Origin of the sequence: Acetobacter aceti (genome assembly GCF_002005445.1) — a bacterium.
GTDB classification, from domain to species: domain Bacteria; phylum Pseudomonadota; class Alphaproteobacteria; order Acetobacterales; family Acetobacteraceae; genus Acetobacter; species Acetobacter aceti_B.
This window is the reverse complement of sequence record NZ_CP014692.1, coordinates 3,477,415-3,493,258: the sequence shown is the minus strand read 5'-3', so window position 1 is coordinate 3,493,258 and position 15,844 is coordinate 3,477,415. Positions and strand designations below refer to the sequence as shown.

The window sequence follows — 15,844 nt, the reverse complement described above, 5'->3', positions numbered from 1 at the left end:
TCACCAGTTCGAATGTGTCCATTCAAACTGGATATGCTCTAACCGAGAATAACTGGCATCAGGCATGGGAAGCTACAGTCCAAGATAGAGAAAATTCCTGAATTATAAATGGTCTTTGAGGAGATAACTCAGAGTCCGGATCAAATGATAGACGCCTGCCATTACTTGCGCCCAAAAGAGTCAATCTTTTTACGGATCGAAGTGAAACACGTCAAAATCCACAGTTAAGGGAAAGGCTTCGGTTTGATCGCCATACCCATTCAGATGAGCCTGACGATCTTCAACGTCAAAGAAACCAGATTCCCCGGTCCATCTCCCGCATTCAGATCAAAAAATATGGAATTACTGACAGACATTCACATCAAAGGGGTTTTTCGAATCCTCCATCTTCTCCGCAGTGACGTTCACCGACGAAAAATCCGGAATCGTTCTGATCACCCGCTTCACATGCTCCACAGTAATCAGCCGCGTGCATTCAAACTGTCGCCCAGTGCCCGCGTGACGCGGGCACCACAGGAAATCCTTGTGATCGAAACGACAGGCAGGATCATGCCAGCAGGAGTTGCAGGCATGCCAGTTGATGATGCGCCAGGGCGTATGAAACTCGTTTGTCGGATGGGTGAAACCCGAAATCATGACAACCCTGCAGCGAGCAGCCCAGGCCAGCCACGACAGGCCACTCGACAGCCCTACGAAAAAAGCCGCATGACGCAACCATCTCACACGCTCGGCCAGAGACCGGTTGCCCGTCTGATCCTCTGCTCCATAGGGAATGTGATTCCAGACAATACCCGTGCCATGCACAGGTTTCTGGTCAATACAGATCACGCGATAGCCGCTCTCCTGCAGAAACGCTACGAGCTGTCGCCAGCCATCCGGATTGTTCCAGTATTTGCACTGTGAACTGCTCTGCGCCGCAATACAGACGTAAGGCTCCTCGATCGGTCGTGACGGATCCTCGTCCGGCGCAATCTCAGGCGGTTCCTCTGTCGGATCGACACCCAGAATATAACCCGCCGTACGATGCAGACCGACAAGCCGGAAATCACTCGGTTGCCACACATGCGCTGAATCTTCGAAAAACAGTCCAAGCGTATAGGTGGCATAAAAGGATTTCAAACGATCGCTGCCCTCCAGTTCCTCGGGAGTGATGAAGGTGATCTGAGGATAGGTCGCGCGAAAGAGCGGAATGATCGGCGCCGCCATCACGCAGGTCAGACGGCAGCCACGCACCTCGCCCAGACGGGCGACGTAGGGAAACCAGCCCAGAGTGTCGCCCAGCGTACCAACAGGAAGCTGCACCAGCACATCACGGTCCCGGCAGTCGAACTCATGCGTGAAGACAGTGTCTGTCGCGTCCTTCACCTCGATACCGAAACGAACATAAAACCGCTTGGCGCTGTTCACCGTAGCCTTGCCCGCGGTGGTTTCGAACAGAATGTTGCCTGTGTCCAGATCAGTCAGGCGGATCGTCCATTTTCCGTCAGGAAGCTGAACCCGACAGCCAAGATTGAAATCATACCGGATGCCATCCGGTCCCTCCTGTGTCGGAAGCGTGGCCGGACTCACGAACGCCTTCTTCTCATCTTTCGTGGATGTGGACGCCGAAGGCGCGGCGGTGGTCATCGCAGAGGCCTCAACACTGACAGGGGGAGTGGAAGGGCCCGAAGTCACATCATTTGAATCTGTCATGCCGTCCGTCTGCAAACCTGTTGAACCGCCAGAAAATGTCGTGCATGCGTGTTAAAACACCCAAGACCCCAAAGAGTGTCGATCCGCCAATATCCCCGAAGAGGGAACCAGGCTTCACGATATCTTCCGGCACCAAAAGAACCTGGGGAACCGAGAAACCGATTGCGGATAAAAGTAAAGAGACAAAAAACAATGACATAAATCCGTCATTGAAACGTCACTTGCTGATGAGCCGTCATCAAAAGTAGTTAACAAAAACTTTCTGTGTGACGTGGTGTGTCTGGTTCCGGAAATATTCCTCAAAATCACAGAAAATCAAAACCAATGTTTGGCGATGGATTGAAAGCCGGATTTTTCGTGCTGGATAGAAGCTGTTTTCGTAACACACGGACAGTCACCTTTCCCCGTGCGGTCAGTCCTGTCGAACACCATGACTGCCGGGTGCGCGGAGTAGACTGTTCATGACTTCCTCCACACTTTCTTCGACAGAAAGCTCCGTCTCCATCCAGTCTGGAGACACGTTGACGCTCCAGTCCGGTGGCTCCGTCCTCGCCGGTACGGTCGCGGCAGGAGGGAAGCTTGTCATCTCCGCCAACGGGAACGCAGAAAATATCGTTATTGCGTCAGGAGCAGTCGGAAGCGTTCTCTCAGGCGGCGTCATCGAGGATGCCCAGCTCACCGACGGTGGCATGCTCTACGTCTATAACGGCGGCGTCAGCAGCGAGAGTCTTGGAGCCCTCATCATCAGCTCCGGCGGTCTTTCCGTTTCCGCCTCCACAACCTCCGGCACGACCATCTATGTCTACAAGGGCGCGATCGCCTCAGACACCACAATCCAGGGTGTTTCGGGCATTGTCCGTGTCTCATCCGGCGGTGAAGCTCTCGACACAACAGTGAAAAGTGGTGCCTATCTCTGGGTTTCTTCCGGCGGTTATGTCAGTGGTGTCGATGTGATCGAAAGCGGCGGCTATGTCGGCATCAGCGCCGGCGGCGCTGCCTCGGACGTCACGATCAACGGTGGCTCGGGACGCATCTCCGGCACCGGCGAGAACTACACGCTCACCAACAGCGCCTATCTCTGGATTTCCTCCGGCGGCGTGCTCAGCAACGCCAGGTTCGATACCGGCGCTTACGCCATGATGAGCAATGGCGCCACCATCAATGAGGCCACCGTCCTCGATAGCGCAGTCCTTTATGTTTCCGCTGGCGCCGCCACCAGTAACGTCACTGTCAGCGCAGGCGGCCAGCAGCAGGTCGCCGGCACAACAGTCAGCGCCATCATTGCTTCCGGCGGGCTCGATATCCTCACCAGCGGGGCAACAGGAAGCGGTGACGTCATCACTGACGGCGGTCTGGAAATTGTCAGCGCCGGTGCGGGTGTTTCTGGGGAAACCGTCTCTTCCGGAGGCGAGCTGGTTATCGCGGTGGGTGCTCAGGCCGCGGATATCACCAATGCAGGTGGCATCATCATCAGCGCAGGGGCCATTCTCCAGTCCGCCGGGCAGTTCGTCAGCGCCATCGCGCTTGATAGCGACCTGAGCAGCCTGACTGTCGCCAGCGGTACAACGCTCGACGTCTTCTCCGGGATGAGCCTTTCCGGTGTCCAGAATGCAGGCAATGTCATTGTCGAAAGCGGGGCGGATATTACCAACGCCGTTCTTGCCTCCGGTGCCGAACTGGATGTCAGTGGCACAGCCTCCGGCACCACCGTGCAGTCTGGTGCTATCGAGACTGTCAGTACGGGCGGACGGTCCGTCAATGCAACGGTGCAGACTGGCGGTATTGAAATCGTAACCGGGCAGGTCAGCGGTCTTACCCTCCAGTCCGGCGCCTCGCTCAATATCAGTGCCGGTGGTGTTGCCGAGAGCGACACGCTCGCCTCGGGCGCCATCGAAATCATCTGGTCCGGTGGTTCGGCCAGCAACGAGACTCTTGAATCCGGCGCGACTCTTGTCGTCATGTCCGGCGCTTCAGTCTCGGACATGGCTCTTGCTTCCGGCGCGCGGGTCATCTCGGCGACCGTGGTCGTCACATCCAATGGCGGCATCGTTGACGCCGCCGAAAATGTTCTTTCTCGCCTCGCTGTCGGCAGCGGCGGCGAACTGACGGTCTATGACGGCGGTGCCGCGCAGAACATCAACCTTGATGACAACGCCAGCGCCACGATCCTGTCCGGCGGCAAGGCCACGAACATCCAGGGCGGAAGCGTCACGGTCCTGGCTGGCGGGCAGCTTTCCGGCGGTTCGGAAATGACAGGTTCCAGTCATATTTCCTCCGGTGGCGACGCCATTGGCGTCACCATAGGCAGTTCCGGTGTCCTTCGTATCTGGGCAGGCGGTACCGGTGAAGATCTGACAGTCGAGGATGGAGGCAACATCTGGGAGCACTTCGGTGGCGTGCTCTCCCACATCGTGCTTGAAGATAATGGTTATCTCGGAGTCAGCGCCGGTGCGACCGCCATCGACGTCGCAATCCACGGCGGCTCGGGGCGTATTTCCGGCGTCGGCTCGAACTACGAACTCGATAGCGGCGGCTACGTCATCGTCTCTTCCGGCGGCGTCCTGAACGGTGGCGCTTTCTCCGGCTCGGCCTACGCCAACATGAGTGGAGGCGCCCTGATCGAGAGCGCTACGCTCACAGATGGCGGCACTCTCAACGTCGCGGCGGGCGCTACAACATCCGCCATCACGGTCGGGTCCGGCGGTGTCCAGCAGATCAGGGGAACAACCATCAGCGGCACCGTGAAAAGCGGTGGCCTGAACATCGTCTCCTCCGGCGCAACGGCCGAATATGACGTGATCGAAAGCGGCGGCATCGAAGTCATCTCCGCTGGCGCTTCCGCCATCGGCGAAGTTCTGTCCACTGGCGGAACGCTGCTGGTGCTCCCCGGCGCTACCGTCAGCGGCACTGTGGATGAGGGCGGCAGCATCGTATCGGCTGGTGTGTTCATCACGTCCAGCGGTGCAGTCACCTCTGCGACTGCGGGACTGGTTTCCGGCATCATCCTCGACAGTGTTACGGAAAGCGCTGTCGTCATGGCTGGTGGTGAACTCGATGCCGCCATTCTCACTTCCGGCGGCACGCTCGACGTGCTGTCCGGTGGCACCGCGGTCAATACGCAGGACGGCAGCATCGTCAGGGTGGCCTCTGGCGCAACAGCCAGAGGCACCATTGTCAAAGGCGCTTACGCTACGCTGGATGTGTCTGGCGCAGCCATCGGCACGCAGATCGGCAGTGGCGGGACAGAGATCATCGAGAGTGGTGCCACCGGTTCCGGCAGCACCGTGCTTTCCGGTGGCACGGAAAAGGTTTCCGGGACTGCGACCGGCCTTACGACGTCTTCCGGTGGTATCACCGAGTTTCTTTCCGGTGGCAGTGGCAGCAATGACACCATCACCTCCGGCGCTTTCGAAATCGTCGATTCCGGTGCTACCGTTTCGAATGAAACGGTTGAGAATGGCGGCACTCTCATCCTCCAGAGCGGTGCCTCGGTCGCAGATATCACCCTTGCCAGCGGAGGCCAGATCATCAGCGCTGGCGTGCTCGTTCTCTCTGCAGGTCGCGTCATTTCCGGTATCTCCACTCTCGCATCAGGTCTCGATATCGAGGGTTACGGAGAAAACGCTCAGGTTCTTCCCGGTGGCGCGATTGAAAATTCCACGATCGGGCAAGGCGTCATTCTCACCGTCTCATCAGGAGCCATCGCAGCGGCCACGCAGGACGCGGGTGATGTCGAGATCCTGTCCGGTGGCGTCGCCGCCGGAACCATCGTCAGCGGTTACGGCGCCATTGAAGTGATCCAGAGCGGAGGAGGCGCTTCCGCCACACAGGTCATGAACGACGGTTATCAGATCGTCTCCGCGGGTGGCGCTGCAATCGAGACAACCGTTTCCGCCGGTGGCGATCAGACCGTCTACGGCGTCGCCAGTGGTACCGAGATCGAAAGCGGCGGTCAGGCCGAAGTTCTGGGCGTCATCACGGGCGCTACGGTCGAGGATGGTGGTGTCCTCAACGTGCAGACCGGCGCGACCGCCATTGGCGATACCCTCAGTTCCGGAGCCATTGAAATTGTCTCCTCCGGCGCTGTGGTTTCCGGCGAGACCGTCAACTCCGGCGCTACCCTCGTGGTGCTCGATGGTGGCAGCGCCACCGACACCATCGAGAATGGTGGCGCCGTCGTCACCTCCGGCATGGTGATCTGGTCGGGAACCACCATCGTCTCCGCCGTATCGGGCGTGGCCTCGGGTATTCTGCTCGATAGCGCCCACACATCCGCCACGCTCCAGTCCGGGGGACAGGCTAAAGGCACCATCGTCACCGCAGATGGTGTGCTGACAGTCGCTTCCGGCGCTGTCGCCGTATCCGATGCTGTGACCGGGCTGGAAGACGTTCAGGCAGGCGGTGTCACAAACCTCACTCTCGTCCTCGCGGGTGAACAGACTGTCGAAGGTGTCGCCAGCCGCACTGTCGTCAGTCTGACAGGCCAGCAGGTCATCTCGCAGGGTGGCGCTGCCATTGAGACCGCTGTTCTAGCCGGTGGCCAGATCATGGACGCAGGCACACTGACCAGCGCGCATGAAAAGTCCGGCGGTGCTGTCACTATCCTGTCGGGTGGCGTCGCCAGCGCGGACACCATTTCTTCCGGAGCCATCGAGCTCGTCAGCGCCGGCGGTTCGGCCACCGGCGAGACCGTGGAGGAGGGTGGCACACTCATCGTCATGGCGGGAGCAGCCGTGACCGACACCGTCGATTCCGGTGGCGTTGTCATCTCCTCGGGTGAAGTCCTTTTCAACGGCGCGGGCAGGCCCATCGCCGCTGTCGCCGCCCCCGTCAGCGGTTTCACGCTCGATGACGGCAGTTCCTCCCTCCTCATTCTCTCCGGTGGCGGCACGCTCTCGGCCACCATAGGGTCCGGCAATACGCTGGATGTCGCCAGCGGTGGCATCGCGGCAGACACCACTGTTTCGGGCACGCTCACTCTCGAAACCGGTGCAGGCGCCAGCCTCACCACCCTCGCGGATGAGGGCAGCGAGACCATCGCTTCCGGAGCCGCGGACATTTCCGCCACCATCGGCGATGGCGCTTTCCAGAATGTCATCGTCGGCGGAAAAGTCGTCAGCGCCCGTATTCTCGAAGGCGGTAACCAGTCGGTCTACGGATCAGCCACCAGCACCGTCCTCGAAGGCGGCGATCAGGCCGTCTATGGCACCGCCAGCGGCACCATCATCGGCTCGGGCAGCAAGCAGACCATTGCCGCAGGCTCCGTCAGTGTGACCATCAACGCCGCCAATGCCGGCCTCACCGCAACAGGCGGTGGCGGGTCGAGCGACGCAGGCTATGCGGCGGATGTCGAAATCCAGTCCGGCGGAACTCAGATTGTCGGCGGCGCGACCTCCGGCGTCATCATCGATCAGGGTGGCGCCCAGACCATCGGTTCGCGCGGCGGCGCGGTCAATGAAACCATCGCCGGGACTGTCAGCATCGCTTCCGGCGGCTATGTGCAGGACGCCACCATCACCTCCGGCGGTCTTCTCTCTCTGGCGAGCGGCGCTTCCGCCGATAACGTGGCGCTGCTCTCCGGCGGCATGATCGATCTCTCCGATCTTGTCTTCGGCTCCGATGTCAGCCTGTCGCTCACCAGCGGTTCTGACCTGACCATCACCGGTGCCGACAGCCAGTTTACCATCGCCCTCGACGGCACTTACGATGTGTCGCAGTTCTCGCTTTCCGATGACGGACAGGGCGACACCCTGCTCACGGTCGTGCAGGATGGCACCCCCTGTTACGGTCGCGGCACGCTCATCCTGACCGAGCGTGGCGAAGTCCCCGTCGAACAGCTCTCCATCGGCGACACCGTGCTGACGGCGGAGAACGGTCCCCGCGCCATCCGCTGGATCGGCCGCCGCGCCTATTCCGGCCAGTTCGCGCACGGCAATCGCGACGTGCTGCCCGTGATCTTCCGGAAAGGCTCGCTTGGACAGAACCTGCCGCATACGGACCTCTCGGTCTCGCCGCTGCACGCCATGCTGCTGGACGGCCTCCTCATCCCGGCCGTCACTCTCGTCAACGGCACGTCCATCGTTCAGGCCGGGCGCATGGACGAGGTGTCCTATTTCCACATCGAACTGGACAGCCACGACGTCGTCATCGCGAACGGCGTCCAGTCCGAAACCTTCATCGACGACAACTCACGCGGCATGTTCCATAATGCCGCGACCTATGCCGCGCTTTATCCGGACGCAAAAAACGGCCCGGCCCTCTACTGTGCCCCGCGCTGCGAACAGGGACCGGAACTCGAAGCCATCCGCACCCGCCTTGCGGTTATCGCCGGTCTGACCCTGCCAGTCAGCGAGGAGCAGCCCCTCGAAGGGTTCATCGACACTGTCACCCGCACGGAAATCTGCGGCTGGGCGCGCACATCCGGCGCAAACGACGCCGTGCGTCTGCAGGTGCTCGATCGCGGCGTGGTGCTGGGTGAGGTGACGGCCCGCCAGCTTCGTCCGGACGCAGGTGGCGCAGTCGGCTTCTCCTTCACCATTCCCGGTGGTCTCTCACCCTTCGAACGTCATGTCATCGAAGTCCGTCGCACGACGGACCACGCCCGCCTCGGCAACAGCCCGTGGGTGCTCGACCAGACAGCGTCCGTCGCTCCGGCCACCATCACGCGCATCCTGCCCGCCACCGGCATGGCGGGGGGCCATGACACGCTCGAAGGTTATGTCGACATCGCGACACGGGGCCGCATCGGTGGCTGGGCCTGGGACCCGCAGACCCCCGACCAGCCGGTCGCCCTGCAAATCGTCGACAACGGCACGCTGATCGCTGTCACCGTCGCCAACGGCCATCGTCCGGACGTCGCGACAACAGGGCGCGGGCTTCGCTGCGGCTTCGACGTGCTGCTGCCGGAGGGTCTGTCTCCTCTCAGCCGTCACGTCATCGAGGTTCGCCGCGAACATGACGGCGCTCTCCTCGGAGCCCCGGTCGTCATCGAGGCCATGACGGCTCTGGATCCAGCGACAGAAACCGCCATCAGTCGCGTCATCGAGGCTGCCTCGGAGACCGAGGATCAGGACCATGTCCTGTCTTTCCTTATGGGCCAGCTTGACCGTCTGACGCGTCAGCGCGCCGACCGTCTTGGGGGCGATACAGCCGTGGCGCTCAGCCGCGCCCGTCGCCGTCGCGGTCTGCCCGTGACCGAGACCGCACGACGCCCTCGCGCTCTGGTCATCGACGGACTGCGCCCGGACGCCCGGCGTGACGCCGGCTCCTGTGCGCTTCTTTCACACATGCGGGCCCTGATCGGACTTGGTTACGACGTGTTCTTCATCGCTGCGGATGATATCGGACGGCAGGACACTCCCGAAGCCGCTCCGGGCGTCACCGTCCTCTCCGCGCCTTTCTACACCGGGGTCGAGGACGCGCTCCGCAAACATGAGGACGCCTTCGCGATCGTCTATCTCCACCGCGAAGAGATGGCGACCCGCTATCAGGCGCTGACCCGGCGATTCCAGCGCAATGCCCGGGTCGTCTACAGCATGGCCGATCTCCATTTCCTCCGTATGGCGCGTCAGTCCGTGGCGCAGCAGCGTCCCGAACTGGCGGCCCGTGCCAGACTGATGAAACAGGCGGAATACACAGCCGTTGCGAATGCCGACAGTGTGTTGGTCCACTCGAATGTTGAGGCCGATCTGCTCCGTCGTGATATGCCGCGAGCCAATGTGCACGTCGTTCCATGGGACATCACAGCCACCCCGGCTGCGCGGTCGTTCAGCGACAGGAGCGGCGTCGTCTTTCTTGGAAATTACACCCACGCCCCCAATGTCGATGCCGCCCGTTGGCTGATCGAAGAGATCGCTCCCCGCGTGCGTCAGCGCGATTCCTCGATCCACTTCCGCATCGCTGGTGCCGCCATGCCCGAAAGCATCAAGGCCCTGGCAGGGGAGGGGGTTGAGATCATCGGGCACGCCCCGGATCTCGACGTCCTTTTTGCTTCAGCCCGTCTCAGCGCCGCTCCTCTGCGCTTTGGCGCTGGCATCAAGGGCAAGGTGCTGGAAAGCCACGCTCGCGGCGTCCCTTGCATCATGACCCCCATCGCAGCCGAAGGGCTCGATCTGGATGGGCCTCTGACAGCCCTTGTCGCCAGAACAGCCGACGAACTGGCAGAAAAGATCGTAGAGATCCATAACGATGTCAGTGTTTATCAGGAATTGTCAGAATCGACGGTCTGCACAAATCTGACGGCTCAGGACATCACCGTCGTCGAGAGCGCCCTGAGCCACGCGCTGGCGCTTTTCCCTGAAACTGGTTCGGAAAAAGCACGATTGATCAGTTGAAAGGCAGGAGCGGGGCATACTGTTAATGCGCCGCTCTCTATCATCCCTCCCCCACAGGGGTTTCTGGCGACCTGCGACAATTTCGGGGATGCCTGTGTAAAGTTGGGCCTGACCTTTACCAAAGATCCTGTGGGAACGGGGCGTTCTGTCGAGAAGGTCCGCGTGCAGCCCCTGCTGCCGGGCGATCCGCAAGACCGCTGCCCCGAAGCAGGAGCGCCGCGTGTACGACAATCGGCACGCTCCTCCGGTCCGACACGGCGCAGGAACGTGCCAACTGCCTGAGAAAATCAGGATATGATCGAATGTAAATTCATCATGCTCTAACGGGATGTTTTTTTCTGATCGAGGGTCGGTAAATTGTCAGCATGAGACCCCTGGGAGCGTTTGATGAGAAAGTTCCGGATATCCTCGATTTCGCTTTCCTTGAGACTGGAAGAAAAACTCACCATGCCATAGTTGCCCAGGGCGCCACGTCCGACAATGTTGTAGAAAGCCGTCGGGTCTTCCAGCGCACCGGAATAGCGGAGATCCGGTAGAACACCTCCAGCCACGGCATTGTCGCCATGACAGGCAAGGCAGTAGTGCTGATACAGATCATAACCTTTATTGACCCGCTCCGCATCGAATGGCTGCGTGGTCCGGAATGGCACCTGTGTGTTATGCGTCTCGACGGGCAGAGTGACATGACCATCAAGAGCGAAGACAAGCAGGCGGGAGTGGTTGATGGTCGTGTTCCGATGCCTTGCCAGCGCACCGCCCATGAGGGGGAAAGCGCCTCCCCATCCGACTTCCACAGCCACATACTGATGACCATTCACCTCATATGAGATGGGGGGCGCCACGATGCCGCTGTGAGCATCGAAATGGTAGAGTTTTGAACCGGTCCGCGCGTCATACGCTTCGAACGCACCTGTCGCGAGGCCCTGAAATACGAGATCGCCTGCGGTAGCCAGAACGCCGCCATTCCAGGGCGTCTCATGGGGAACAGTAAAGGCAACCTTTCCGGTCGCGGGGTCCCAGGCTTCCAGCCAGCCCTTCAGGCTGCTGCCTACCGCCTCCACCACATGGGGATCATCTGGCAGTCCGGCCATGTCGATGCCGAGATTGACACCCATGGAATGCAGCCTGAAATTCTTTTCAGCTTTGAATGGTTCCGGTAATTCCTGGGCAGGAATATAGACATATCCGGTCTTCGGGCTATAGGCCATGGGCGCCCAGTTGTGGCCACCCAGAGAGCCCGGAATACCCATCCATGTCTGACCAGTGAGAGACCACATTGCTTCAGGCACGATCTTCGGACGACCTGTCTTCGGATCGACTCCACTGGCCCAGTTCACATTGGTATAAGGAATGGCGGAAACAAATTCTCCCGTGCGGGCGTCAAGAAGATAGAAGAAACCATTCTTGGGCGCCTGAGCGAGGAGGTGGCGTTTTTTGCCGTTGATGACGAGGTCGAGCAGCATCATCGGCTGGGAGGCCGTAAAATCCCACTGATCGTTCGGTGTTTCCTGAAAATGCCAGACATATTCGCCTGTTTCAGGTCGAATGGCTACGATGCTGCCAAGGAACAGATTGTTGCCTATTCCGTTCGAGCGCACCTGATAGTTCCAGGGAGATCCGTTTCCGACACCGAGAAACACAAGATCGGTTTCAGGATCATAGACGATCGAATCCCATACCGTTCCGCCACCGCCGGAATGGGTCCATGCACCGGTGGGGCTCCAGGTATGATAGGCGAGTTTGCTCAGCGGTTCATCGGATACTGCGCCATCGGGGCGGTTGCCCGGCGCCGGCACCGTGTAGAAGCGCCATTTGAGAGAACCTGTTTCTGCATCAAAGCCCGAGACGAAACCACGCACGCCGAACTCGGCCCCGCCATTGCCGATGATGACCGTGCCTTTCGCTATACGCGGTGCGCCATCAATCGTGTAGGAACGGATCTTTCCCAGGTTTGCATCCTGCGGAATGGTGTTGACGCTCCAGACGAGCTTTCCGGTCTTCGCATCCAGCGCAATCAGCCGACCGTCGAAGGTGCCGACAAAGACTTTCCCATTCCAGTAGGCTGCTCCACGATTGACGGTATCACAGCATCCCCGCACCGCCACATCACCCGGCACCTGCGGGTCATAACGCCACAGAACCTCGCCTGTCGCCGCCCTGACAGCTTCCACCTTGCTCCAGTTGGTGGTGAGATACATCACGCCATCAATGACAAGCGGAGTGCCTTCCTGACCACGGAATGTGTCGAAATCCTGATACCATGCAAGGCCAAGTCGTTTGACATTGGACGTGTTGATCTGCGTCAGAGGGCTGTAGCGCAGTTCCGCGGCTGTCCTGCCGTGCTGCGGCCAGTCACTGTCCGGCACGTTGTCGGCCTTCGCAGCACCGCCTGCCAGAAGGGACAGAGCCGCGCTCGCCGCAAGAAAAAACCGCCGGGTCAGTGTGATCTGGTCAAACCGCATCGTCTTGTTTCCCATTCCCATCAGTGCCGGATGCAGATCGCCTTGGTTTCGGTGAATGCGTCGAGCCATTCCGTGCCGAAATCCTTGCCAATTCCAGATTCCTTCATGCCTCCGAAGGGAAGGTTCGGATCGATCATGACGTGCGAGTTTACCCATACGGTGCCTGCTTCGAGACGGGGCGGCAACTCCATCGCATGTGAAAGACTGGAGGTCCAGACGCTGGCGGCCAGACCGAAACGGCAGTCATTGGCCCGGCTCAAAGCCTCTTCCACATTTTCGACGCGTGTCAGGGTCATGACCGGCCCGAAGACCTCTTCACGCACCAGCGGCAGGGAGTCATCGGGGTTCAGCACGATGGCCGGTCTGACATAATAGCCGTCACCTTCAGGAACTTCCTGTCCCCAGAGGATTTCGGCTCCGTTGTCGATGGCGGTCTGCAGGTAGCCTTTCACCTTGCGCTGATGAGCGGCGGAGGCCAGCGGATTGATCTGCGCCGTTTCGTCAAATCCGGGGCCGACCCGCATTGAGGACAGTACGGCCTGAAGGCCAGCCGCCACTTTGTCGAACAGGGGCGCTTCGACATAAACGCGTGAACAGGCCGCGCAGACCTGTCCCTGATTGAGGAAGCCTGCGAGGGCGAGGCCGGAGACCACCTGCTCGACATCCGCATCGGCCAGAACAAGAGCCGGATTTTTGCCGCCGAGTTCCAGGGACACGCGCGCCAGCCGGGACGCACAGATTTCCGCGATGCGCTTTCCTACCGGGGTCGATCCGGTGAAGCTGACTTTCGCGATATCGGGATGGCGGACGAGCGCATCCCCCGCAACGCCGCCCGAACCCGTGATGACATTGAAAACGCCGTCCGGCACACCGGCTTCGGTTGCAAGGCGGGCGAGGTAAAGCAGGGTCAGTGGTGTGGTTTCGGCTGGCTTGGCGACAACGCAGCATCCTGCGGCCAGGGCCGGCAGCACTTTCCAGACGGCAATCACGAGTGGAAAGTTCCAGGGCACGATTCCGGCGACCACACCCACGGGAGTCTTGCGTGTAAAACTTGTATAGCGGGCTCCCGGAGGCAACGGGATCGACACATCGAGACTCTGTCCTGTGATCTTCGTGGACAGACCCGCGACATAACGGATCCAGTTCTGGGCTCCTCCGGATTCGAGAATCCTTGACAGGACGAGAGACTTTCCCTGCTCAAGTGTTTCCAGCTGGGCAAGGATCTCGGCATCCCGCTCGACAAGATCAGCCAGTCGAAGAAGAACGCGCTCACGTGCGCAGGGAGAAAGAGCGCTCCATACGCCGGACTTGAAGGCGCGATGAGCGGACGTTACCGCACGATCAACATCTTCAGGTGACGCATCAGGTACGGAACCGATGCATTTGCCGGTGGCCGGGTTGAAGATGTTGAGGCGACCCTGTCCAACGGGCTCGATCCATTGACCATCAATGTAGAGCTGGTGCTGGCGACTGACAAATTCCTGCACTTCCGGCAGTACGGACGTCTCTGTCACGGCATTACCTTTCTTCGTATCGGGATGTATGCCGGAGAACTGCCCTGCCACATTCCATCCGGAGACGATCATCATATCGGATACGGAACGACGCTATCGTCTGATTGTGTCCTATTCAAGCGAAATATCGTTTAAATATTGCGAAATCGAATCATGAGAGGCTTGATGGTGGCGCAGCCGCCGGGCGTGGCGGGGGAGGGCGTCTGTCTGGCAGTTATCTTTATCTGTGCAGATGGTCCTCCTTAATCTTTCGTGGAAATGCGGAAAAATGGCTTTCTTCGGCCTCGAATCAGGAAAGGGTAGACTCGGAAGGGATTGTGGCCGGGTCGATTCCAGAGTCGGCTGCCGATGAGATGGCGGGCGCTGGTAAGGACGCGCCTGCTCCCATTTCGGTCCACAATCGTCCAGCCTGTCTGGTTATGAGGCGATGACCAGCCATTCTGCCGGTTCACTCAGTATTTCCCTTAAGAAACAGGTGAAATTCATGGATATCGTTTCGAAAGAAGAAAGATAGAAAAATTACTTGAAAAGGATATGAATCGCCGATAGACGAAAAGAGGTGGATGCCCCCCGATGACAGAGGCGTCCCTGATGAAACCGAGGAGCAGACGTTCTGCTTCCGCAACAGATCAGGCGCGAATACATGCTGAATGACACCCCGCGGGTCGCAGAGGCGTTTCAGGCTGGCGGCGTTCTTGAAGAGACGCTGGCCACGATCCGGAAAGACGCTCTCGAATATCGCGCCCTCAGACGGGTGCCCCAGACCATCATCGAGAAATTCCAGAAGATCGGCGTGTATCGCGCTCTTGTGGCGCAGCGTTTCGGTGGTCTCGAAGCGACGCCGATGGAGTTTCTGGAACTGATCGAAGCCATCGCGCAGGCTGACGCCTCGGCTGGCTGGGTCGCAAGTTTCGGCGTTTCGGCCACCTATCTCGCAGCGCTTCCCATTGATACGCTCGAAACTCTCTATGCCAAAGGCCCGGATGTGGTTTTTGCCGGTGCGATCTTTCCGCCCCAGAAGGCAAAAGCCGTCGATGGCGGTTTTATCGTCAACGGCCGGTGGCCCTATGCCAGCGGTTGCCCCGGCGCATCCCTTATCGGTGTCGGTATTGCCGTTGAAGGCGAAGAGGGCGGATTGCCCCGGACAGCCGTGATGCCCGCCTCCGCCGTGCGCATCGACGAGACGTGGAACACCATCGGTCTTGCCGCCACCGGCAGTCACGATGTGGTTGTCGAGGACGTATTCGTGCCGGCGGAATGGACCTTCATTCGTGGCGGCGAGCCCAACCTCGACATGCCGATCTACTCTTATCCATCGCTCGGGTTTGCCGCTCAGGTGCTGACTGTCGTGGGCCTTGGATGCGCACGACGCGCCCTTGAGGAAGTCAAGCAGATGGCTGCAGGTCGTCGATCCATTACGGGCGCACCGACCATGGCCGATCGGGCGCATGTGCAGCAGATCACTGGAGAGGCGGAAGCGCAGCTTTCTGCCGCACGCTCCTTCTTTTATGAAACAACCAGGGACGTGTGGAGCAAGCTCTGTGCCGGTCAGGCGATTTCCGATGCGGAAGCCAACCTGGTCCGTCTTGCCGCAACGAACGGAGCGCAGGCCGCTTTCGACGTCGCACGGATGTGCTTCACGCTGGGTGGCATAGCCGCTGTCCAGACAGACCACATTCTTGGGCGCTGTTTCCAGGATTGTGCCGTGGTGGCGCAACACGCCTTCATGGCGCGCGGAAATTACGAAGCTGCCGGCAAGGTCATGTTGGGCCGCGGTGGCCGCCCTGGTTATCCCTGATCAGCTGACGCTGTCACGACATCAGATCACGAAGAGCAAGGATCA

General features: G+C 59.9%; 5 protein-coding genes. 2 read left to right on the top strand and 3 right to left on the bottom strand.

What is annotated here, in order from left to right:
* Nucleotides 1-342: 342 nt before the first annotated feature.
* The gene (locus tag A0U92_RS16020) at nucleotides 343-1,626 is read right to left on the bottom strand and encodes an autotransporter strand-loop-strand O-heptosyltransferase (RefSeq protein ID WP_187668968.1); all 1,284 of its coding nucleotides are present in this window, start codon (nucleotides 1,624-1,626) and stop codon (nucleotides 343-345) included.
* Nucleotides 1,627-2,153: 527 nt separating this feature from the next.
* On the opposite strand from A0U92_RS16020, the gene A0U92_RS16015 reads away from it, so the two are divergent.
* Nucleotides 2,154-10,025, top strand: coding sequence for a Hint domain-containing protein (locus tag A0U92_RS16015; protein WP_077813986.1), 7,872 nt, complete (start codon nucleotides 2,154-2,156; stop codon nucleotides 10,023-10,025).
* 320 nt (nucleotides 10,026-10,345) lie between these two features.
* On the opposite strand, the gene A0U92_RS16010 is transcribed toward A0U92_RS16015, so the two are convergent.
* Both A0U92_RS16010 and A0U92_RS16005 read right to left on the bottom strand, forming a co-directional pair.
* Nucleotides 10,346-12,487, bottom strand: coding sequence for a PQQ-dependent dehydrogenase, methanol/ethanol family (locus A0U92_RS16010; protein ID WP_077814520.1), 2,142 nt, complete (start codon nucleotides 12,485-12,487; stop codon nucleotides 10,346-10,348).
* Nucleotides 12,488-12,507: 20 nt separating this feature from the next.
* Nucleotides 12,508-14,076: an aldehyde dehydrogenase family protein gene (locus A0U92_RS16005; protein WP_269466628.1), complete on the bottom strand. Its 1,569-nt coding sequence runs from the start codon at nucleotides 14,074-14,076 to the stop codon at nucleotides 12,508-12,510.
* Nucleotides 14,077-14,644: 568 nt separating this feature from the next.
* Here A0U92_RS16005 and A0U92_RS16000 point away from each other — a divergent pair.
* Nucleotides 14,645-15,799: an acyl-CoA dehydrogenase family protein gene (locus tag A0U92_RS16000; protein ID WP_077813985.1), complete on the top strand. Its 1,155-nt coding sequence runs from the start codon at nucleotides 14,645-14,647 to the stop codon at nucleotides 15,797-15,799.
* Nucleotides 15,800-15,844: the final 45 nt, after the last annotated feature.